The organism is Dankookia sp. P2 (assembly GCF_050632255.1).
GTDB lineage: Bacteria > Pseudomonadota > Alphaproteobacteria > Acetobacterales > Acetobacteraceae > Paracraurococcus.
Genome location: NZ_CP192581.1, coordinates 1,143,225 through 1,164,389, shown reverse-complemented (window position 1 = coordinate 1,164,389; position 21,165 = coordinate 1,143,225). Strand labels below are relative to the sequence as shown.

21 protein-coding genes and 8 pseudogenes are annotated in these 21,165 nt (G+C 69.1%); 20 read left to right on the top strand and 9 right to left on the bottom strand.

Annotated elements, in window-relative coordinates; all coding sequences use genetic code 11:
• Positions 1-7 precede the first annotated feature (7 nt).
• Positions 8-1,285 carry a phosphopyruvate hydratase gene (gene eno / locus ACQ86J_RS06970; protein WP_431270549.1) on the top strand — a complete coding sequence of 426 codons (1,278 nt, stop codon included), beginning with the start codon at positions 8-10 and terminating at the stop codon, positions 1,283-1,285.
• A 156-nt stretch (positions 1,286-1,441) separates the two neighbouring features.
• Entirely contained in the window at positions 1,442-1,744 is a 303-nt protein-coding gene (locus tag ACQ86J_RS06965) for an FtsB family cell division protein (protein WP_431270548.1), read from the top strand.
• Here ACQ86J_RS06965 and ACQ86J_RS06960 read toward each other — a convergent pair.
• A complete protein-coding gene (locus ACQ86J_RS06960) occupies positions 1,707-2,345 on the bottom strand; it encodes a hypothetical protein (protein ID WP_431270547.1) in 639 nt (212 codons plus the stop codon). The genes ACQ86J_RS06965 and ACQ86J_RS06960 overlap by 38 nt on opposite strands.
• Positions 2,282-2,827: a hypothetical protein gene (locus ACQ86J_RS06955; RefSeq protein ID WP_431270546.1), complete on the bottom strand. Its 546-nt coding sequence runs from the start codon at positions 2,825-2,827 to the stop codon at positions 2,282-2,284. Before ACQ86J_RS06955 ends, ACQ86J_RS06960 begins: the two co-directional genes overlap by 64 nt.
• A 349-nt stretch (positions 2,828-3,176) precedes the next feature.
• Between ACQ86J_RS06955 and pdhA the strand changes: the two genes are divergently transcribed.
• The 9 genes and pseudogenes from pdhA (at position 3,177) to ACQ86J_RS06910 (ending at position 11,447) form a co-directional block, all read left to right on the top strand.
• Positions 3,177-4,142: a pyruvate dehydrogenase (acetyl-transferring) E1 component subunit alpha gene (gene pdhA, locus ACQ86J_RS06950; RefSeq protein WP_431272322.1), complete on the top strand. Its 966-nt coding sequence runs from the start codon at positions 3,177-3,179 to the stop codon at positions 4,140-4,142.
• Between the two features lies 1 nt (position 4,143).
• Positions 4,144-5,574, top strand: a complete 1,431-nt coding sequence (locus ACQ86J_RS06945; protein WP_431270545.1) for a pyruvate dehydrogenase complex E1 component subunit beta — start codon at positions 4,144-4,146, stop codon at positions 5,572-5,574.
• Between the two features lie 14 nt (positions 5,575-5,588).
• Positions 5,589-6,976, top strand: a pseudogene (locus ACQ86J_RS06940) (pyruvate dehydrogenase complex dihydrolipoamide acetyltransferase).
• A 35-nt stretch (positions 6,977-7,011) separates the two neighbouring features.
• A complete protein-coding gene (locus ACQ86J_RS06935; protein WP_431270544.1) occupies positions 7,012-7,509 on the top strand; it encodes a GNAT family N-acetyltransferase in 498 nt (165 codons plus the stop codon).
• Position 7,510: 1 nt separating this feature from the next.
• Entirely contained in the window at positions 7,511-8,908 is a 1,398-nt protein-coding gene (lpdA, locus tag ACQ86J_RS06930; protein ID WP_431270543.1) for a dihydrolipoyl dehydrogenase, read from the top strand.
• 26 nt (positions 8,909-8,934) lie between these two features.
• Positions 8,935-9,909: pseudogene (gene lipA / locus ACQ86J_RS06925) on the top strand (lipoyl synthase).
• Positions 9,909-10,383, top strand: a pseudogene (locus ACQ86J_RS06920) (type II toxin-antitoxin system RatA family toxin). Before lipA ends, ACQ86J_RS06920 begins: the two co-directional pseudogenes overlap by 1 nt.
• A gap of 186 nt (positions 10,384-10,569) precedes the next feature.
• Positions 10,570-10,743 (top strand): hypothetical protein, encoded by a 174-nt coding sequence (locus tag ACQ86J_RS06915; RefSeq protein WP_431270542.1) that lies wholly within the window; start codon positions 10,570-10,572, stop codon positions 10,741-10,743.
• Positions 10,744-10,913: 170 nt separating this feature from the next.
• Positions 10,914-11,447, top strand: a complete 534-nt coding sequence (locus tag ACQ86J_RS06910; protein ID WP_431270541.1) for a glutathione S-transferase family protein — start codon at positions 10,914-10,916, stop codon at positions 11,445-11,447.
• A gap of 92 nt (positions 11,448-11,539) precedes the next feature.
• Here ACQ86J_RS06910 and ACQ86J_RS06905 read toward each other — a convergent pair.
• Positions 11,540-11,677: pseudogene (locus ACQ86J_RS06905) on the bottom strand (hypothetical protein); the annotation flags it as partial.
• Between ACQ86J_RS06905 and ACQ86J_RS06900 the strand changes: the two are divergent.
• The 9 genes and pseudogenes from ACQ86J_RS06900 to ACQ86J_RS06860 all read left to right on the top strand — a co-directional run.
• Positions 11,661-11,969 (top strand): hypothetical protein, encoded by a 309-nt coding sequence (locus tag ACQ86J_RS06900; RefSeq protein WP_431270540.1) that lies wholly within the window; start codon positions 11,661-11,663, stop codon positions 11,967-11,969. The pseudogene ACQ86J_RS06905 and the gene ACQ86J_RS06900 sit on opposite strands and share 17 nt — an antisense overlap.
• Positions 11,970-12,050: 81 nt before the next feature.
• A pseudogene (locus tag ACQ86J_RS06895) lies at positions 12,051-13,222 on the top strand (threonine aldolase family protein).
• 88 nt (positions 13,223-13,310) lie between these two features.
• A complete protein-coding gene (locus tag ACQ86J_RS06890) occupies positions 13,311-13,703 on the top strand; it encodes a YraN family protein (protein WP_431270539.1) in 393 nt (130 codons plus the stop codon).
• Positions 13,704-13,720: 17 nt separating this feature from the next.
• Positions 13,721-14,005, top strand: coding sequence for a hypothetical protein (locus ACQ86J_RS06885; protein ID WP_431270538.1), 285 nt, complete (start codon positions 13,721-13,723; stop codon positions 14,003-14,005).
• Positions 14,005-14,580, top strand: a complete 576-nt coding sequence (locus ACQ86J_RS06880) for a hypothetical protein (RefSeq protein ID WP_431270537.1) — start codon at positions 14,005-14,007, stop codon at positions 14,578-14,580. Before ACQ86J_RS06885 ends, ACQ86J_RS06880 begins: the two co-directional genes overlap by 1 nt.
• Before the next feature lie 75 nt (positions 14,581-14,655).
• Positions 14,656-15,620: pseudogene (locus ACQ86J_RS06875) on the top strand (tripartite tricarboxylate transporter substrate-binding protein).
• Positions 15,617-16,498 carry an alpha/beta hydrolase domain-containing protein gene (locus ACQ86J_RS06870; protein WP_431270536.1) on the top strand — a complete coding sequence of 294 codons (882 nt, stop codon included), beginning with the start codon at positions 15,617-15,619 and terminating at the stop codon, positions 16,496-16,498. Before ACQ86J_RS06875 ends, ACQ86J_RS06870 begins: the two are co-directional and overlap by 4 nt.
• A 53-nt stretch (positions 16,499-16,551) precedes the next feature.
• Positions 16,552-16,890, top strand: a pseudogene (locus ACQ86J_RS06865) (alpha/beta hydrolase domain-containing protein); the annotation flags it as partial.
• 25 nt (positions 16,891-16,915) lie between these two features.
• Positions 16,916-17,050 (top strand): annotated as a pseudogene (locus ACQ86J_RS06860) (hypothetical protein); the annotation flags it as partial.
• 174 nt (positions 17,051-17,224) lie between these two features.
• Here the strand turns inward: ACQ86J_RS06860 and ACQ86J_RS06855 are convergent.
• The 6 genes from ACQ86J_RS06855 to ACQ86J_RS06830 form a co-directional block, all read right to left on the bottom strand.
• Entirely contained in the window at positions 17,225-17,767 is a 543-nt protein-coding gene (locus tag ACQ86J_RS06855; RefSeq protein ID WP_431270535.1) for a CinA family protein, read from the bottom strand.
• A complete protein-coding gene (locus tag ACQ86J_RS06850) occupies positions 17,767-18,255 on the bottom strand; it encodes a phosphatidylglycerophosphatase A family protein (protein ID WP_431270534.1) in 489 nt (162 codons plus the stop codon). The genes ACQ86J_RS06855 and ACQ86J_RS06850 overlap by 1 nt, the downstream gene beginning before the upstream one ends.
• Entirely contained in the window at positions 18,239-18,832 is a 594-nt protein-coding gene (locus ACQ86J_RS06845) for an alpha/beta fold hydrolase (RefSeq protein WP_431270533.1), read from the bottom strand. Before ACQ86J_RS06845 ends, ACQ86J_RS06850 begins: the two co-directional genes overlap by 17 nt.
• Positions 18,833-19,084: 252 nt before the next feature.
• Entirely contained in the window at positions 19,085-19,807 is a 723-nt protein-coding gene (locus ACQ86J_RS06840) for a lytic transglycosylase domain-containing protein (protein WP_431270532.1), read from the bottom strand.
• 450 nt (positions 19,808-20,257) lie between these two features.
• Positions 20,258-20,737, bottom strand: a complete 480-nt coding sequence (locus ACQ86J_RS06835; protein ID WP_431270531.1) for a hypothetical protein — start codon at positions 20,735-20,737, stop codon at positions 20,258-20,260.
• Positions 20,673-21,089 carry a hypothetical protein gene (locus ACQ86J_RS06830; protein ID WP_431270530.1) on the bottom strand — a complete coding sequence of 139 codons (417 nt, stop codon included), beginning with the start codon at positions 21,087-21,089 and terminating at the stop codon, positions 20,673-20,675. The genes ACQ86J_RS06835 and ACQ86J_RS06830 overlap by 65 nt, the downstream gene beginning before the upstream one ends.
• Positions 21,090-21,165: the final 76 nt, after the last annotated feature.

The following is a 21,165-nucleotide window of genomic DNA, read 5'->3' as shown; positions in this document are numbered from 1 at the left end:
GACGCGCATGTCCGCCATCGTCGACATCATCGCCCGCGAGGTTCTCGACTCGCGCGGCAACCCGACCGTGGAAGCCGAGGTCCAGCTGGACACCGGCGCCGTCGGCCGCGCCATCGTCCCCTCCGGCGCCTCAACCGGCGCCCATGAAGCGGTCGAGCTGCGCGACGGCGACAAGTTCCGCTACGGCGGCAAGGGCGTGCTCAAGGCGGTGGCGAACATCGAGGGCGAGATCTTCGACGCGCTTTCCGGCATGGACCCGGAGGAGCAGGTCCGCATCGACGAGACGATGATCGAGCTCGACGGCACGCCGAACAAGGCGCGGCTTGGCGCCAATGCGATCCTCGCGGTCAGCCTGGCGGTGGCCAAGGCGGCGGCCGAGGACCTGGCCCTGCCGCTCTATCGATATGTCGGAGGCGTCTTCGCCCGCACCCTGCCGGTGCCGATGATGAACATCATCAATGGCGGCCAGCACGCGGACAACCCGATCGACATCCAGGAATTCATGATCATGCCGGTTTCGGCCGGCACCGCCGCCGATGCCGTGCGGATCGGCGCGGAATGCTTCGCGGCACTGAAGAAGCAGCTTCACGACGCCCACCACAACACCAATGTGGGCGACGAGGGTGGCTTCGCCCCCAATATCGGCTCGGCGGACGAGGCCCTGTCCTTCATCGCCCGCGCCTGCGAGGCCGCCGGCCACCGGGTGGGCGAGGACATTATGTTCGCCCTCGATTGCGCCTCGACCGAGTTCTACCACGACGGCGTCTACAAGATGGAAGGCGAGGGCAAGAGCCTCGATTCCGCAGGGATGGTCGACTACCTGGCGGCGCTCTGCGCCAAGTGGCCGATCATCAGCATCGAGGACGGCATGTCCGAGGATGACTGGGCCGGCTGGAAGCTGCTGACGGAGAAGCTGGGCGGCAAGGTCCAGTTGGTCGGCGACGACCTCTTCGTCACCAACCCGGAGCGCCTGCGCCAGGGGATCGAGACAGGCACCGGTAATGCGATCCTGGTCAAGGTCAACCAGATCGGCACGCTGACCGAGACGCTGGAGGCGGTCGAGATGGCGCACCGCGCCGGCTACAAGGCGGTGATGAGCCACCGCTCGGGCGAGACCGAGGATGCGACCATCGCCGACCTCGCCGTCGCAACCAACTGCGGGCAGATCAAGACCGGCTCGCTCTCCCGCTCGGACCGGCTGGCCAAGTACAACCAGCTGATCCGGATCGAGCAGCAGCTCGGCAGCGCCGCCCGCTATGCCGGCCGGGGCATTCTGCGTCGCTGAATACCTGCTTCCCCGCGACGCAGTGACCTGGGTGCGCTTCACGATCGGGGCCTGGCATACGATCCCGCTTGCCAAAACGCTCCGGCGCTGATTCTCTGCCGCCGGACAGCTTGAGGTTGTGGGTTCATGTCGTTTGGCCGTGCGCTGAAGCGCCGGATGCGGGACGCGGTGCTTCCGGTCGCCTTCGCGGCGCTTTGCGGGTATTTCGCCTGGGATTCGCAACAGGGCGATTTCGGCCTGGTGGCTCGCGAGCAGAAGCTGGTGGACATCGCCCAGGCCCGGATGGCCCTGACCAAGGCGGAGGCTGATCGGGCGGCTCTGGAACGCCGGGTCGCCGGCCTGCGCGGCGATCGGATCGACCGCGATCAGCTTGATGAGCGGGCGCGGACCCTACTGAACCTGGTCGGTAAGGACGAGATCGTCATCCCCTACGAGCCCGGCAAGCGGCTTTTCCAGTAGCCCGGACAAGGCTTTCGCCTTCCGCTGCCTGATCCAACCATGTCCCGATTTGGGCTGAGGGCGGCATTGCCGGGCTACGTTCGTCAACCCAGCGCCAGCCGCCGTTGCGGCGGGTCAGGTGCCCCAGTAGGTCCTGCGCTGCCCAGAAGGCCCGAACCGCACGGCCGCGGCCCGGCAGTGACGGCAGCAGGCTGCCTGGCCAGGGCTGGAACGGGCTGCCCCGACCATAGGCCCAGATTGCGATGCGGCAGGCCGCCCCCTCCGCCAGGCCGCGCCGATGCAGCCCGCTGGTATCGGCGATAACCAGGGTGTTGGCCGCGACGGCCAGCTTGCGCGGCGTTGGGTAACCGAGTCGCGCCAGGACCGCCTCCTCCACCCGCAGGGATCCCTCTCGCGTCATGGCGTCCGGCGACCGCGCCGCGGTGATCGACATGCGCCTTTCCCAGGCCAAGTGTCGTCGCGTCGGGTGATGCGAGCCCGGAACATAGGTGAAGCCGGCCTCGCCCGCCGTGACATCGTCGAGGAAGAGCCAGGACTTCACGGTGGGAAAGAAGGTGTCGCTGTGCCAGTGGCTCTGCACGTCGGGCGGGGCGTCCCGCACGCCGCTGAAGACGCTTTGGACGAAGACATGCGGCGCCTGGCGGAAGCTGCCGACATAGGCGTGCAACCCCGGTACCGCGGTCCGAGCACCGTTGTGCGGGTGGCCGGCAAGTCGCGCAGCGCGGCCGCATCCAACGGGATCAGCCGCGTCACGGTGGAGCCATCGGTGGATTCCCGCGCCGCAGCCCGCTTGCCGAGGATCTCGGCCCGCAAGGCGGCGAAGTCGGCCGCCGGCAGGAAGTCCGGGATGACCAGGAAGCCGTCGCGGTCGAAGGTTGCCCGCTCCTCGGCGCCCAACTCACCCGCCAGTGCCGCGCGGCGCCGGGTGCCCAGGCGCTGCGCCAGGCATCTGCGGGTCAGGTGTAGGCCGCGCCGGTTCAGTGCCGGGCTGCCGAGCAGCGGATTGGCCTCGAAGGATTTCGCGCGACTGGCAAGTGCCAGGGCATGCAGCGGTGCGAGCAGCCAGCGGGCCCAACCGGCCATCGAAGTCTCCTGTCTTCTGCCGATGTCGCGAGAATGCCTCGCCCTGTCGAGCGGATGTCAAAGCTGCGCGCCAGGAGGCGCTTCCTTCCCGGTTCTTGCGTCTCTATAGGCTTTGCCGCAACGGTTTCCATCTCCGGGCAGAATAGCGCCTCCTGAAGTTAACCCATATCAAGTTAATCATCGTATTGCGTTGCAGCATCGGGCTTTTTTCACTTCGCCCTCGCTTGTCCCGGAGCACGGGGTTGCGTAGATCACGCTGACCGGAGACGAGAGGGGAGCCGTCAGAATGGCCCAGGCAGCGGAAACCGCGGGCGCCAAGCGTCGCACGAGGGCGGCCAAGGAGGCCCCGATGACGCGGGACCAGCTCCTCCAGGCCTACCGCGACATGCTCCAGATCCGCCGCTTTGAGGAAAAGGCCGGCCAACTCTATGGAATGGGACTGATCGGCGGTTTCTGCCATCTGTACATCGGCCAGGAAGCCGTCGTCGTGGGCATGCAGGCCTGCCTTGAGCCGGGTGACCAGGTCATCACCTCCTACCGGGACCACGGCCACATGCTCGCCACCGGGATGGAGGCGCGCGGCGTCATGGCCGAGCTGACCGGGCGCGAAGGCGGCTATTCGCGTGGCAAGGGCGGGTCGATGCACATGTTCAGCCGCGAGAAGGGCTTCTACGGCGGCCATGGTATCGTCGGCGCGCAGGTTTCGATCGGCACCGGCCTGGCCTTCGCAAATTGGTATCGTGAGTCGAAGAACGTCAGCCTGACCTATTTCGGCGAGGGCGCGTCGAACCAGGGCCAGTGCTTCGAGAGCTTCAATCTGGCGGCGCTGATGAAGCTGCCGGTGATCTTCATCATCGAGAACAACAAGTACGGCATGGGCACCAGCGTGGAGCGCGCCAGCGCCTCCCGCGACCTGTCGAAGAACGCCTCGCCCTGGGGCATCCCGGGCGAGCAGGTTAACGGCATGGACGTCACAGCGGTGAAGGAGGCTGGCGAGCGCGCCGTGGCACACTGTCGCGCCGGCAATGGCCCCTACCTGCTGGAGATGAAGACCTACCGCTACCGCGGCCACTCCATGTCCGACCCGGCGAAGTACCGCACGCGGGAGGAAGTGCAGAAGATGCGCGAGCAGTCCGACCCGATCGAGACCGCGCGCAAGATGCTGCTGGAGCAGGGAGTGACCGAGGCCGACCTTAAGAAGATCGATGACGAGGTGAAGGCGATCGTCCAGGAAGCCGCTGATTTCGCGCAGGCCAGCCCGGAGCCGGACGAGAAAGAGCTCTGGACCGATATCCTCATCGAGGAGGGCCGCTGAGATGGGCGTGCAGATCCTGATGCCGGCGTTGTCGCCCACGATGACCGAGGGCAAGCTGGCCAAGTGGCTCAAGCAGGAAGGCGATGCGGTGAAGTCCGGCGACGTGATCGCCGAGATCGAGACCGACAAGGCGACCATGGAAGTGGAAGCCGTGGATGAGGGGACGCTGACCAAGATCCTTGTGCCCGAGGGCACTGAGGGCGTCTCGGTCAACTCGCCGATCGCCGAGCTTGATGGCGGCGGTGGCGCGACCTCGAAGGGCGCGGCGCCGGGCGCCGACACGGCCATGCCGCAGCAACCGGCCCCGCCGGCGGCGGCCAGCCCCGCGGTGGGCGATGTGGCGAAGCAGGCCGAGGATCACGCCGCGGTCGCCCAGCGCGGGACGGATCGCCATGAAGGCGCGGCCAAGATGGGCGAGGCCGCGGCGGCGCCCGAGAAGGACTGGGGCCCGACCAAGCCGATGACGGTGCGCGAGGCGCTGCGCGACGCCATGGCGGTGGAGATGCGGGCCGACGACAAGGTCTTCTTGATGGGTGAGGAGGTCGCCCAATACCAGGGCGCCTACAAGATCAGCCAGGGCCTGCTGGACGAGTTCGGCCCGAAGCGGGTCATCGACACCCCGATCACCGAGCACGGCTTCACTGGCATGGCAGTGGGTGCGGCGATGACCGGCTTGAAGCCGATCGTCGAGTACATGACCTTCAACTTCTCGATGCAGGCGATCGACCACATCATCAACAGCGCCGCCAAGACGCTGTACATGTCGGGCGGCCAGCTCGGCTGCCCCATCGTCTTCCGCGGCGCCAATGGCGCGGCGGCACGCGTCGCGGCGCAGCACTCGCAGTGCTGCACGCGTCGTGGTACGCCCGTGCCCGGGCTGAAGGTGGTGGCGCCCTGGTCCTCGGCCGATGCGAAGGGCTTGCTGCGGGCGGCGATCCGCGATCCGAACCCGGTCATCGTGCTGGAGAACGAGATCCTCTACGGCCACACCTTCGAATGCCCGACCGCCGAAGATTTCATCGTCCCGATCGGCAAGGCTAAGATCGAGCGGCCGGGCAAGGACGTGACGATCGTCGCCTATTCCATCGCCGTGACCTGGGCGCTGGCGGCGGCCGACGAACTGGCGAAGCAGGGGATCGAGGCGGAGGTGATCAACCTGCGCTCGATCAGGCCGCTGGATGCCGAGACCATCGCCGCCTCGGTCAAGCGGACCAACCGGCTGGTGACGGTCGAGGAAGGCTGGCCCTATGCCAATATCGGCACCGAGGTGGCGATGCAGGTCATCGAGGCGGCCTTCGACTGGCTGGACGCGCCGCCGGTCCGGGTCTGCGGCAAGGACGTGCCGATGCCCTATGCGGCAAACCTCGAGAAGCTGGCGCTACCGACGACCGCCGAGATCGTCGATGCCGTCAAGCGCGTGACCTACAAGTAAGAGGGGCGGGAAGAATGGCCACCAACATCCTGATGCCCGCCCTGTCGCCCACCATGACGGAGGGCACGCTGGCGCGCTGGCTGAAGAAGGAAGGAGACCAGGTCAAGGCCGGCGACATCATCGCCGAGATCGAGACCGACAAGGCGACCATGGAAGTGGAAGCCGTCGACGAGGGCGTGCTCGGCAAGATCCTGGTTGGCGACGGCACCCAGGGCGTGAAGGTCAACGACCCGATCGCCGTGCTGGTCGAGGCCGGCGAGGCGGTGCCAAGCAGCGGCGCCCCGCCGGTGGCCAAGGCGCCCGAGCCGGCGCAGTCGCCGAGCCAGGCCGCGGCGCTCGAGGGCGTGCAGGCCTCGGGCGGCAAGGTGGCCGGGGCGGCGGAGCAGCCGGTGGCGATGCCAGCCGCCGGCGGCAATGCCTCGCCAAACCCGCAGCTGCTGTCGCCGAAGGCCAATGGGCATGATGCGGGCGACCGCGTCTTCGCCTCCCCGCTGGCGCGCCGCATGGCGCCAGCAATCGAGGGCTCGACCTCACCGGGGTGAAGGGCAGCGGCCCGGCCGGGCGGATCGTCAAGGCGGATATCGAAGCGGCGCTGGCCAAGGGCCCTACGGCGCAGCCGGCCGCGGCACCGCAGGCGGCCGCACCCGCGCCGGCCGCCGCGGCGCCGGCCCCGAAGCCGGCGGCGCCCGCCCCGGTGGTCACCGCACCGCACACCCCCGTGCCGAACAGCACGATCCGCAAGGTGATCGCGCGGCGGTTGGCGGAATCGAAGCAGACCATCCCGCATTTCTACGTGACGATGGATTTCGAGATCGACGCGTTGCTGAAGCTGCGCGCCGACCTCAACGCGAAATCCGCCAAGGACGGGCCGGGCGCCTTCAAGCTCTCGGTCAACGACTTGGTCATCAAGGCGGTGGCGGCGACGCTCAGGCGCTTCCCTAACGTCAATGCCATGTGGACCGAGGACGCGATCCTGCAGTTCCACGACGTTGACGTCTCGGTCGCCGTCTCGACGCCGACCGGCCTCATCACGCCGATCATCCGGAAGGCGGACCAGAAGGGCCTGTCGACCATCAGCAATGAGATGAAGGACCTGGCGTCCCGCGCCAAAGCGAACAAGCTGAAGCCCGAGGAATCCCAGGGCGGCGGCTTCAGCATCTCCAATATGGGGATGTATGGGGTGCAGTCCTTTTCGGCCATCATCAACCCGCCCCAGGCCGGCATCCTGGCGGTGGCGGCCGGCGAGCAGCGGCCGGTGGTCCGCAAGGGCGAGTTGGCCATCGCCACGGTGATGACCTGCACGCTCTCGGTCGACCACCGCGTCATCGACGGCGCGCTGGCGGCGGAGTTCATGCAGGCGCTGAAGGGCGTGATCGAGGACCCGCTGAGCCTGATGCTGTGATGCCCGCGTCCGATCACCCGAGCGCCAGCGAGGGCATGAATCGGCCGCGCGATCTCACCCTGCGGAATGCCGGGCCGGACGATGCCGAACTGATCCTGCACTTCGTCCGGGCGCTTGCGGACTACGAGAAGCTTCTGCACGAGGTGCAGGCGACGGAGGACAACTTCCGCCGCCTGCTCTTCAGCGAGCCCCGCCGGGCCGAAGCGCTGATCGCAGAGTGGGAGGGTGCGCCGGTCGGCTTCGCCCTCTGGTATTACAGCGTCAGCACCTTCGACGGCCGGCCGAAGCTCTATGTCGAGGATGTCTTCGTGAACCCGGATGCGCGCGGCCGGGGGATCGGCCGGGCGGTCTTCGCCGATCTCGCCCGCCGCGCCCTGGCGCAGGGCTGCAGCCGGATGGAGTGGTCCGTGCTGGACTGGAACGCTCCCTCCATCGCCTTCTACCGCTCCATCGGCGCCCTCCCGCGGGAGGGCTGGACCCTGCAACGCCTCAGCGGCGCGGCGCTTGCCGCTCTCGCCGGGCAGGAGACGTAACATGGCCGAGCAAACCTTCGACCTCATCGTCCTCGGCGGCGGCCCCGGCGGCTATGTCGCTGCCATCCGCGCCGCCCAGCTCGGCATGAAGACCGCCGTGGTGGAGCGCGAGCATCTCGGCGGCATCTGCCTCAACTGGGGCTGCATCCCGACCAAGGCGCTGCTGCGCTCGAGCGAGATCAACCACCTGCTGCACACGCTGGATGCCTATGGCTTCAGTGCCGACAACATCCGCTTCGACATCGGCAAGATCGTCAAGCGCAGCCGCGCCGTGGCCAACCAGCTCTCGGGCGGCGTGAAGCACCTGCTGCGGAAGAACAAGGTCACCGTCTTCGACGGCCAGGGCAAGCTGGCCGGCAAGGGCAAGCTGTCCGTCACCAAGGACGGCAAGCCGGTTGCCGACCTCGCCGCCAAGCATATTATCCTGGCCACCGGCGCCCGCGCCCGCGTCCTGCCGGGCATCGAGCCGGACGGCAAGCTGATCTGGACCTACCGCGAGGCGATGGTACCGGACGCCATGCCCAAGCGACTGATCGTCATCGGCTCGGGCGCCATCGGCGCCGAATTCGCCAGCTTCTACCTGAACCTCGGCGCCGAGGTGACGCTGATCGAGGTGCTGGATCGCATTCTGCCGGTCGAGGATGCCGAGATCGGCAGCTTCGTCCAGAAGGCCTTCGTCAAGCAGGGCATGAAGATCCTGACCGGCGCCAAGATCCAGGGCCTGCGCAAGGGTGCCGATGAGGTCACTGCGGTCGTCGAGGCGAATGGCAAGGTACAGGAAGTCACCGCCGACCGTGTCATCTCGGCTGTCGGCATTGTCGGCAACGTCGAGGATATCGGCCTCGAAGGTACCGGGGTGAAGGTCGACCGCACCCATGTGCTGGTGGACGAGCTATGCCGCACCGGCGAGCCTGGGGTCTATGCCATCGGCGACCTGACCGGCCCGCCCTGGCTGGCCCACAAGGCGAGCCATGAGGGCGTGCTCTGCGTCGAGGCCATCGCCGGGATGCATGTCCATCCCATGGACACCAGGAACATCCCCGGCTGCACCTATTGCCGCCCGCAGGTCGCCAGCGTTGGTCTCACGGAAGCTGCGGCCAAGGTGGCGGGGCACGAGGTCAAGGTCGGCCGCTTCCCCTTCATCGGCAATGGCAAGGCGATCGCCATGGGCGAGCCGGAGGGGATCATCAAGACGGTCTTCGACGCCAAGACCGGCGAGCTGCTCGGCGCCCATATGGCCGGGCCCGAGGTGACGGAGATGATCCAGGGCTACACCATCGCCAAGACCATGGAGACCACCGAGACGGAGCTGATGGAGACGGTCTTCCCGCATCCGACCATCTCGGAAGCCATGCACGAAGCGGTGCTTGATGCCTATGGCCGGGTGATCCACATCTAGGGCCACACGTTCCGGGCTATTCTGGCATGTCCACCCGCATCGATATCGACCACCGCGCTCCTGCGGCGGGGGATAGGCTCCCCGTCACCCGGAGAAGGCGCACCGGCCCGACAACCCGATCCAGCGGAAACCCGCTTGGATCCGGGTGAAGGCGCCGAATAGCCCGGTCTACCACGAAACCCGCAGCCTGATGCGGGACAACAAACTGACTACGGTCTGCGAGGAAGCCGCCTGCCCGAACATCGGCGAATGCTGGTCGCAGCGCCACGCCACCATGATGATCATGGGCGAGACCTGCACCCGCGCCTGCAGCTTCTGCAACGTGGCGACCGGCCTGCCAAAGGCGCTCGACGCCGATGAGCCGCGCCGGGTCGGCGATGCGGTGGCCAAGCTCGGCCTCCGGCATGTCGTCGTCACCAGCGTGGACCGGGACGATCTGGCCGATGGGGGCGGAGCATTTCGCGGCAACCATCCGCGCCATCCGCGCCGCTGCGCCGGACACCACGATTGAAATCCTGACCCCCGACTTCCTCCGCAAGGATGGGGCGCTCGAGGTCGTCGTGGCGGCCCGGCCGGACGTCTTCAACCACAATCTGGAGACGGTGCCGAAGCTCTATCCCACCATCCGCCCCGGCGCCCGCTACTACCACTCGCTACGGCTGCTCGACCGGGTGAAGCAACTCGACCCCACTGTCTTCACCAAGTCCGGCATCATGGTCGGGCTCGGGGAGACGCGGATCGAGGTTCTGCAGGTGATGGACGACCTGCGCTCGGCCGAGGTCGATTTTCTCACCATCGGCCAGTACCTGCAGCCGACGGTGAAGCATGCCGCCGTGGATCGGTTCGTTACTCCCAACGAGTTCGACGACTACGCCCGCATGGCCCGCGGCAAGGGCTTCCTGCTGGTCTCGGCGACGCCCTTGACCCGCAGCAGCTACCACGCCGACCGCGACTTCGCCTCTCTGCGGGATGCCCGCGCGGCGAGGCTGGCTGTCGCCTGATGCCGACACATGCCGAGAAGAAGATCCTCCGCTACACGCCGGAGCAGCTTCTTCGACATGGTGGCGGATGTCCGCCGCTATCCGGAGTTCCTGCCATGGTGCGTCGGCGCTCGGGTGATCTCCCGAAAGGATGACGAGTTGATCGCCGATCTGACGATCGGCTTCAAGATGTTCCGCGAGACCTTCCGCAGCTCCGTTACCCTGGAAAGGCCGCATCATGTCCACGTGCGCTACCTGACCGGCCCCTTTCGCTACCTGAACAACCACTGGCGTTTCCATGCCCATCCGCAGGGCACCGAGGTCGATTTCTTCGTTGATTTTGAATTCAGGTCGCGTCTGCTTCAGGCCGTCATCGGCACCGTGTTCAACGAGGCCGTGCGGCTGATGGTCCGCTCCTTCGAGCGCCGGGCCATGCAGCTCTATGGCCGCCCGGCGGCGCCACCAGCCGGTGCTGCACCCGCGCCGCAGGCCTGAAAACTTTCCATTTACCTCGGCGGTGCAGACTGCCGGCCATGCATGCTTTCCTCCGGCTGCTGGTTACTGCCCTTCTCCTCGGTACCGCCTTGCAGCAGGGCTGGCTTCAGGCGGCGATCGGCGTCGTCATCGAACAGCTTGGGGGTCCTGCCGCGGCCATGAACCCTTTGCCGCGAGATCGAGCCTGTGGCGCTATTCGGCCGGCTGGCCGAAGCCGTCAATGGCTTGCCGGACCCCTGGTACAGCCTGGCGTTGATAGTTGGTGGCATCATCGCCCTGGTATGCGCCGCCGCCGTCATCAACGGTTTGATCCGGACCATCCTGCGGCTGACCAGTTGGTTGCGCGACGCGATCGTCTGATCCTATCAGCGGCGCTTATCGGCCCATCACCGCTTTGCGTTTGCCCACGGCGCTACCGCCGTTCCAGGCTCGGCGCATGAGATACATCCTCTATGGGGACCGTCGCTCCGGCTCCGCGATGGTCGAACTGGCGCTGGCCGAGATCGGCGCCGAGGCCGAAGCTGCGCCCGGTGTCCATCGACGGGGACGCGCAACTGGCGGCGGAGTACCGTCGCATCAACCCGATGGGGCGGCTGCCGACCCTGATCCTGCCGGACGGCACCGTGGTGACCGAAAGCACCGCCATCCTGCTGACCCTGGAGGCGCGGCACCCTGAGGTGGGCCTCCTACCACCGGCTGCCGATCCAGCCCGCGCCAGGGCGCTGCGCTGGATGATGCTGGCCGCGAGCGAGCTCTACCCCTGCGTCACCCGCAGCGATTACCCGGATCGTTTTGGATCGGATCCGGCCTCAATCCGGGCCCGCGCGGTCGATATGGCGCGGGAAATTCGGCAGCTGATCGCTGAAGGCGCGCAGCCCGCACCTTTCGTGCTGGGGGAGCGACTGTCGCTCGCCGACCTCACCCTCGCGGTGCTCTCCCGCTGGATGGGGAACGAGGCCTGGATGCCCGACCACTGCCCGCGCATCCAGTCGCTGGCCCGCGCGGTTGCTACCCGCCCGCGTTTGTCAGCGGCCTGGGCGCGGCATTTCGACCTGCCGCGCTGACCCGGGTCAGAAGTACACAGCTCGGGCGCGAAGAAGCCGATGCCCGTCGGCACCGCCCCGGCCATGCCAAAGCCCATCACCACACCCGCCAAGATGGGCACCGGGGTGATGATGACCGCCGAAGCCAGTACGGTCGCCACCTGGAATGCCGCCGCGCCATATCCGCAGTGGTGATAGGTGGCCATGTTCCGGTCGCGCTTCGCCGCTGCCGCTTTGGCGCGCTCGGTCAGCTTCCGGCGACCCTCACTGGTGGACGGATCGCCTTTCCAGCGCGCCGCAGTGTCCCGTCAGGCCTTCTGCGCCGCGATAGCCGCCTGCACCGCCGCAGCTGTTACCGCCAAGCGGTCCAATTCCGCCTTTTCGGCCGTGGTGCGCTCCGTGGTCTACTGGCGGGTGCGGGCCTGGAAGAAGGTCCGGAGATGCGTGGCCTCAACGTTCCAGGTGATCGCCTCGGTCTGCGCGCTTTTCGCGCCGGTTTCTGCCACTGCCAGCAACGACGCCAGGACGGCGATCAGCAGCTAACTCGCCTGGTGCCACCGTGGTGGACAAGAGCAGGTCCTGTCATGGATGTTCGGTAATCGGGTGTAGTCCTGCGCTCTTGCCATGCCGGCAATGATTTGGCGCGGAGCGAGCCTGTACCGCGCTCGTTTCCCCGGGTGGACAGCCAGCCTGGGCCGTCGCAGCTTGTGGCCCGAAGAAGGGAATCCCGTCATGGTCCATGCTCCGCCCCGCCCACCGGTCGGCGCGCCGCGCACCCGCATCAACCTCTATTCGGATACCCAGACCCGGCCAACCGCGGCGATGAAGGACGCGATGATGCGGGCCGAGGTCGGCGACGAGCAGCATGGCGACGACCCGACCGTCCACGCCCTGTGCGACCGCATGGCCGTGCTGATGGGGAAGGAGGCGGCGATGTTCCTGCCCTCCGGCACGATGTGCAACGTCGTCGCCATCCTAACCCATTGCCAGAAAGGCGATGAGATCGTCGCTCACGAGACCGCACATATCCTCACCTCTGAAGGCGGCACCCATGCCGCACTGACCGGCGCGCAGATCATGGGGCTGAAGGGGCCACGCGGCATGTTCAGTGCCGACGACCTGCGCGCTGCGATCCGCCCGCGCACGCGCTACACCCACCGCAACGGCTGCTCGAGGTCGAGCAGACCGCGAATATCGGCGGCGGCGCGGTTTGGCCGCTGGCGCAGCTCAACGCGGTCGCCGGGATCGCGCATGCGCAGGGGTGGGCGACGCATATGGACGGCGCTCGGCTGATGAATGCCTGCGTCGCTGCCGGCATCGCCCCGAAGGACATGGTCGCCAACTATGACAGCGTCTGGCTCGATTTCACCAAGGGTCTCGGCGCGCCGCTAGGCGCGGTGCTCTGCGGGTCGACCGAGTTCATCGGCGCCGCCTGGCGCTGGAAGCAGCGGCTCGGCGGCTCGATGCGCCAAGCCGGGCTTTGCGCTGCCGGCTGCCTCTACGCACTCGATCACCATATCGACCGGCTCGCCGAGGACCATGCCAATGCCAAGGCGCTCGCCCGCGGCCTGGCGCAGATCCCCGGCGTGGTGGTGGAGGAGCCAGACACCAACCTGGTGTTCTTCGACATCAAGGGCGCCGGCGTCGACGTGGCGACGCTGCAGGAGCGGCTGATCATGCAGGGCGTCGCGGTCAGCGGCCTCGGGGGGCGGGTGCGGGCCTGCACGCATCTCGACGTCACCGCGCCGATGATCGAGGAGGCGGTCGGGCTCATCCGCGAGGCGCTCGCGGCGTGACCGACCAGGGGAGGGAGGGATTCTCTCCCCCGGTACCCATTCTCACTTTTCTCGGAGTCCGCTGCGCATTGTGGCGGACTCCGACGCGATGACGATGTCAGCCAACCCGATTCGCCGCTTGCGCGGCGCGCGTGCCGATGCCGCCGGGCGCGGCGCGGAAGACTCCGCCGCGGCGGCGCTCACCTCGCAAGGCTGGACCATCCTGGCACGCCGCGCGCGCACCCCGGCGGGCGAGCTTGACCTCGTCGCCGAGCAGGAAGGGCTGCTCGCCTTCATCGAGGTAAAGGCGCGGCCGAGCCTGACCGAGGCGGCGCATGCGCTCGGTGCGCGGCAACGCGCCCGCCTCGCCGCCGCGGCCGAATGCTGGCTGGCGGAGAATCCGGGCCATGGCGAAGCGGGTATGCGCTTCGACCTCCTGCTCGTCGCTGCCGATGGCACGGTGCGCCGCATCGCCGACGCCTTCCGCCTCGGCGATGTTTGACCCACCGGGACGTGGGCGTGAAGCTTCCTGACAACAACCAAGCCCAGGGAAAACGCCGCTTCATGCTGCGTCGACGTGCCGCCTTCGCAACTGCGGGGGCCGCCTCGCTCATCCGCCCTGCCGCTGCGGCAATCGATCCCGGCCCGCTCGCCTGCGCCGTACAACCGGAAGATGCCGGCCAGGATCCCTGGCGCCGTCGTCGCCATCGGTTGCGGCGGCAATCGGCCTACATCGCCGCGAAGGTCGCCGACCGCAGCCTGACCTCGGCCGAGTTCATCATCCGGCTGGCCTCCAGCCGCTGATGTTCCAGCTCGGCACTACATCGGAATTCAGCCACGCCACCGACGCGGTCGGCCGCATCGTCGAGGTGGTCTCCGGCCAGGACCTCGGCGCCTTCATACGCGCCCCGCATCTTTGCCCCACTCGGCCTGACGGATACCGGCTTCGGGGCGCCGCCCGCCTCCAGGCCGATCCGGTCACGAATGCCCGCCAAGCGATTCCAGACGCTTTGGAGAAGCCGCGCATGTGCTCCGGCGGCAGCGACATGGTCTCGACCGCCATGGGCTATGCCCGCCTCTGCCAGATGCTGCTGAACGGCGGCCGGCTGGGGGAGGCGGAGCTGGCGTCGCGCGGCACCACCGAGCTCATGACCGGCAACCACCTGCCGGAGGGAACGCAATACGGCCCCGGACTCCTGGTGCGCTTCGGCGGCCTCGCCCCGGCGCCTGTCACGGGCTACGGCTTCGGGTTCGGCTTCGCGGTGCGGATGGCGCAGGGCCGCAGCCCGGCGCCGGGCAGTGTCGGAAACTATCTTTGCGGCGGCGTCCATGGCACCTATTTTGGAGCGACCCGAAGGAGGACTTCTACGCCGTGCTGATGCTGCAGGCGCCTTCCGGCTGCATCCAATACCGCTACGCCATGCGGCAGCTGGCCTACCGGGCGCTGGTTTAAGATGGTGCTGACGCGACGGCTGCTGCTGGCGGCGTTGGCCGCACCCGCCGTCGCGCGGGCTCAAGGCTGGGCGCCGGACCGTAGCATTACCCTGCTGCATGGCTTCGGTCCGGGCGGCGCTGCGGACACCATCTGCCGTATCCTGGCGCCACCAATGTCCGAGGTGCTGGGCCGGCCGGTGATAGTCGAGCCCCGCCCCGGCGCTGGCGGCAACATCGCCTCCGCCGCCCTGGCCCGCGCCCCGGCCGATGGCCACACGCTCGGCCTGCTGACCGGCAGCCATGGCGTGGCGGCGGCCTTCGGCAAGGCAGTGGGCTTCGACCCGGTGGACGGTTTCGTCTGGATCAGCGTCGCACTGCGGTATGCCTTCGTCCTGGTCGCCCGGGCGGAGGGATCCTGGCGCGACCTCGCCGGCCTCATCGCCGCGGCGAAGGCGAGGCCGGGCGCGGTGCAATATGGCACACTCGGCCCGGGCTCCTCGCACCACCTGACCGGGGAGTTGTTCAGCGCCGCCGCAGGCATCGAAATGGGCCAGGTGCCCTATCGCAGCGATGTCGCCGGGATCACCGCGGTGCTGGGTGGCGAGCTACCGCTGATGGTCAGCACCTCGGTGGGCGCCATGGGGATGCTGCAGGATCCGCGGCTGCGCGGCCTAGCGGTGACGGCTGACCGGCGCAGCGGCCGTTTCCCGGCGATCCCGACGGTCGCCAGGTCGGCTTCCCCGGCTTCCGCTCCTATACCTGGGCCGGCCTCGCCGCTCCTGCGGCGACGCCCGCACCGGTCGTCGCCATCATCCATGCGGCGCTGCTGCGCGCCCTGGCCCAGCCCGCGGTGCGGACCAAGCTCGAGGAACTGACTGATGGCGAGGTCGACCCCAGCGCTCCGGCCGCTTCGCGCACCCTGGTGGTCGAGGAGATCGAGGCGTGGCGCGGCCTGATCCGTGCGCGCGGACTGAGCGGCGAGTGAGGGGCCGGCGGGCTGGCGATGCGGCCGCATCCCGCCTAGGCTGCCGGAAAATCCGGCAGGAAACCCCTATTAAGATCTTTGCCAGCCTTGCCGCCGCGCTGCTCCTCGCCGGCCTCGCCCGGCCCGCCGAAGCCAAGGTCACCCGGCTGGAGATCACCGCGAAGCAACCTTATGGCAGCTTCCGTGCTGGCGATTACCAGCGCTGGGACGGCATGATCCACGGCGAGTTGGCCCCGACCGAGAGCGTGATCCCCGACCTGGAGAAGGCCGGCCGCAACATCCGCGGCATGGTCGAGTACAGCGCCAAGGTCATCCTCTTTCTGCCGATGGACCCGGTCCGCGGCAATGGCGCCCTGCTGCTAGATGTGCCGAACCGCGGCAAGCCCTACGCCAACGCGCTCTACAACAGCCCGCGTGGCCTACCGTTGCAATCCGGGAATCTCGAGCCGGGGACGGGCTTCCTTGAGGACCAGGGCTTCGCCATCGCCGAGGTGCACTGGGAACTTGGCCAGGGAGCCGACCTGCCGCGCTTCACCGACCCGGATGGCAAGACCCGCTTCGTGGAGGGCGCCGGCTTTGCCATCGTACGCGACGCGGGCGACTTCCTCGCGCATGCCGCCGCGCCGAACCCACTTGCCGGCCGCATCAGCCGCGCGATCGCCACCGGCAAGTCGCAGGACGGGCGCTTCCTGAAGACCTTTCTGCTGCACGGTTTCAACCAGGCTGAAGGCCGCCGGGTCTTCGACGGCATGCATGTTTTCGTCTCCGGCGCCGGGCTGCTGCCGATCCTGCGCTCGGGCACCGGGCCGGGTTCCTCGGCCGATGGCGCGCCGAGCTTTGCCCAGCCGGATTCCCCGGCGTGCACGACGGCAAGCTGACCATCGGCGAGATCGTCGTGGCGGCCGAGGCACGCGGCGAGGTGCCGCCGCGCATGGTGCTGATCAACTCGCAGGTCGACTACGCCTCGATCCGCGCCTCGCTCGGCCGCACCGGCGGGCAGGGGACCGCCGACCTGCCGCTACCCGACAATGTCCGGATGTACGACGTGGCGGGCTCGTCGCATGCGACGGTGGTGGAGGCCAAGGGCTGCACCCTGCCGCCCGGCCGCCTCGACTGGGCGCCGGTGGCGCGTTCGACCCTGCTGCACCTGGATGGCTGGGTCGTCGCCAATCTCCCGCCGCCGCCGACCACGCTGATGCCGCTGGAGCCGGCGCCGGAGGGTGCCGGCGTGCTGCAGGCGCCGAAGGCCCTACCGCAGGCGGTGGTGCAGGTCCCCCGCCGCGACGCGGACGGCAATGCGCTGGGCGGCATCCGGCTACCTCGACATCGCCGCGCCGCTTGGGGTGCACGGCCTGCAGAATGCGCCACTGGGGAATTTCAGCTGCTCGCTGGTCGGTGCCTACCGCGCCTTCCCGCCGGAGCGCCTTGCCGTGCTCTACAGGGACAACGCCGACTACGTGAACCATGTCCGCGCCGCGGCGCAAGCGGCGGGAACAGGCCGGCTTCCTGCTGCCGGAGGACGCGGCGGTGATTGTCAACGCCGCGGCAGCCTCGCCGATCTTCGCCCCGGCGGCGCCGGCCGGGCCGCCGCGCTGATCAGCCGGCTACAGCGGTTTCAGAGGAGATTCAGACGTCCGGGCGTTCACGCCCTCCCGGCAAATCGCTCTAGCACCGCTCGCTGCAAGCGCGAAGACCTCGGCGACGGTGGCCGCACGCACCGCAGTCCGGTCACCGGGGAACACCCGGCGGATCGCCCGCGTCTCGCCCCGCATTGCCACTCCCATATGCACCAGCCCGACCGGCTTGCCCGGCGTGGCGCCGCCCGGCCCGGCGATGCCGGTGCAGCTGACCGCGACATCGGCACCGCTGCGGGCCAGCGCACCTTCGGCCATCCGCCGCGCCACCGGTTCGCTGACAGCGCCATACCCCTCGATCACACCCCACGGGATGCCGAGCACGTCGCGTTTGGCCTCGTTTGAATAGGTGACGAAGCCATGCGTGACGACGGCCGAACTGCCGGCGATGGCGGTCAGCGCCGCGGCGATCAGCCCGCCGGTGCAGCTTTCGGCGGTGGCCAATGTCATGCCCCGGGATTGCAGCAGCGCCAGCAGGTCGCGCGACTCGTGCAATGTGGCTTGCGGCAGCATCAGAGCAGTCCTTCCGGCAGGATGGCACGGGCGAGCAGGACCAGCGCTGCGGCGAGCGCGCCGGCAATGAGGTCGTCCAGCATCACGCCGCGCGCGCCATGCTGCCGGTCGGCCCAGCCAACCGGGCCGGGCTTGGTGATATCGAAGGCCCGGAACAGCAGGAAGGCCAGCAGCACGCCATAGAAGCCGCTGCCCGCGGGCAGCGCGGCCAGCGCCAACAACTGCCCGGCGCCTTCGTCGACCACCACCCAGGATGGGTCGGCCGTGGTGTCGTCGCCCAGCATCCGCCGCGTTGCCCAGAAGCCGGCGGCCGTCACCAGCCCCGCGAGGCCGAGGCATGCGTGCGGCCCCAGCAGCACCGCCGGCAGGACGACGGCGGAGCCCCAACTGCCTGGGGCCGGCCGCAGCCGGCCGATGCCGCCAAGCGTGGCGACCGCATAGGCCAAGCCTTGGCCCGGGGTCACCTCGGCCTCATGGAATCTGGTCAAGCCAGTGCGCGATCGCTGCCAGCACAGCCGGCTCGCCGAGGCCCGGCGCATGGCCGATGCCAGGTAGCGAGCACAGCAGCATCCCCGGCCGCGCCGCGCGCATGTCCTGCACCGTCCTGGCCGCGAGCACCGTGCTCTCCTGGCCCCAGACCAGCAGGCTGGGGATGGCCGGGATGGCGTGGAAGAAGGGCCAGAGGTCGGGCGCGGCGCTGCCGCCCTTCGGCAGGATGCTGGCGATGCGGATATCCCAGCGCGGGTGCCAGCGCCCGTCCTCGCCGCGCGCATAGGTGCGCTCCGCGACAGCGGGCCAGCCGGCCTCGGTAATGCCGAGCGGCGGCAGCCGGGCTTTCAAGAAGGCCACCGCGTCCTTGAGCGAGCCGAAGCCCGGGTCGCGGCCGATGATCTCACCGATGGCATCGAGCCCGTCCTTCTGCAGCACCGGACCGGTGTCGTTCAGCGCCAGTCCGGCCAGCACGCCCGGTCGCACGGTGCCCAGCGCCATGCCGAGGATGCCGCCGAAGCTGGTGCCGAGCAGCGCCACACGGTGCAGGCCCAGCGCCGCCATGGCGTCCAGCACGTCCCCGACCGCCAGCTGTGGCGCGTAACGGCCGGGACTTGCGGCGCGCCCGCTCCTCGCCATGGCCGGCATAGTCCAGCGCGACGATGCGCCGGGTCCCAGCGAAATGCTCCGCGACATGGATGAAGTCGAGCGCGGAGCGGGAGATGCCGGAGAGGCAAAGCAGCGGCGTGGCATGCGCCGGGCCGGCCCATTCCAGCGCGGCCAGGCGCAGCCCGTCCCGGGCGCTGACGAAGCGGCGGCGAGCCTGCATCAGGCCGGCGCCCGTAGCCATTGCGTCATCGGGTGTTCCAGCGCCGCGGACCGCGCATCGAGCGCGCGGTAGATCACCATGTTCTCGATCACCCGCTGGACGTAGTTGCGAGTTTCGCTGAAAGGGATCTGCTCCATCCAATCGAGCATGGCGACGCCGCCGCCGCGCGGGTCGCCATAGGTGCCAAGCCATTCGTCGACCCGGCCCGGCCCGGCATTGTAGCCGGCGATGGCGAAGGGGAGTGTGCCGCCGAAGCGCACCAGCAGCTGGTCCAGATAGGCGGCGCCGAGGCGCATATTGTGCGGCGGGTCAGTGGTCAGCATCCCCACCTGATGCCGCAGCCCGAGCCGCTTAGCCACACCGGTCGCGGTCGCGGGCAGCAGCTGCATCAGTCCGCGGGCATTGGCCGAGGAGACCGCCTCGGGGTCGAAATTGCTCTCCTGCCGCGTGATCCCGAAGACCAGGGCCGGCTCTGGCCCCTCGGGCGGGGCGGGGTAGGGGGCGGGCCAGCCCTCGGCCAGGGCCATCAATCCGGCGGCACCGGCGCGGCGCACCACCCAGACGGCATGGTCGGGCCGGCCGATCTGCTGGGCCAGGCGGGCGGCGAGCACCTTCTCCGCCCGGTCGGTGGACAATTCCTCGAGCCGCAGCAGGAAAGGGCGGGTGCGGCGGCTCTCGCCGAGCTCGGCCAGGGCGAGCACCACCCGGGCCGGCTCCCGCATCCCGAAGGCCTGGGCCTGGGCGACGGAAGGTTGCGGCGCCGGGGTGCGGGCGATGCGGGCGGACAGCGCCGCGCCGTCCTCCCCCAGCGTGACCGCGGCAAGCTGGCCATAGAAGGCGAGCGGGTATTCGGCCGCGGCCCGGTAGCGGTCGCGGGCCCGGGCGCCGGCCCCTGCGCTTCCGCCGCCCGGCCTTGCCAGTACTGGCTGCGGGCGCGGGTGATGACGCTGCGGCTGTCCTCGCCGAGCCGGGCGAAATGCCGCTCGGCAGCGGGCGCGTCGCGCAGGAAGCGCAGCGCGATGAAGCCGGCGAGGAACTCGGCGTCCTGCCGCGGCTCCCCGGCGGCGGTGATGCCATGTCCGGCGGCGACGACATAGGCGGCACGTGGGTCGCCCAGACGGAGCAGCTTGCGCGAGAGCAGCTGCCGTTCCGCCCAGGCGGCGCGCGCGGTATCAGGGGCGGGCAGGGGGATCAACCGCGCACCGGCGGTGAAGGCGGCGGCGGCGTCCTGGTCCAGATCGCGGCGGCGGAGCCAGCGCGCGCGCTCCAGGGTCAATCCGGCGTCGTTGGGCGCGATCGCGGCGAGGTCCGGGGGCATCGGCATCCGGCCGATCGGCGGCGTAGGCCAGGCGCGCGGCGGCATTGCCCTGCCGGGCCGGGTCCAGGTAGGGCATCACCCGGGCCGCGGCAGCGCCCTCGCGAGCCAAGGCCAGGCGGTCGAAGCGGCGGCCATGCTCGGCAGGGGTCAGCAGGGCTGCGTTGCGGGTGAGAAAGGCGGTCTCGGCAACCGGATCGGCTGGCGCTTCGGCCCAGCCGGTGCGGATGACCTGGGTCGCTTCAGCGTCGCGGCCGGCACGGGCGAGTGTGTCAGCCAGTCGCTGGTAGCCGTCCAGGCTGCGCGGGGCACGGGCGGCGAACCATTCGGCCGCCAAGCGGTCGTCCGGGTCGAAGGTCAGCGCTTCCTCGACCCTGCGGCCGAGCAGGTCCTGGCTGGAGCCATTCGGGGTTGCTGAGGGCGAAGCCGATCAGCTCCGCTGCGCTGGCGGCTTGGCCGCGTTGCTGCAGGCGCAGCCAAGTGACGTATTTGCGGATCAGTGGGTCGGCGATTTGCGCCGCCGTCTCGGCCTCGGGCCAGCGCTGTGCCTGGGCCAGGGCAATTGCCTGGCGGCCAGCCAGGCGCGACGCCTCGGTGCCCGCCACGGCGGTGGGTTCGGCGAGGCCCGGTGCCGGCCCGAAAGGCGAGGCGGCGAGAAGCGGCAGGACGAGCAGGGAGCGGCGGCGCATGGCCGTCTATTTAGGGCAAAACCGGTGCGGATGTGTGACCGATCTGCGTCGGTATCCGGTGACGCTTGCTGCCGCC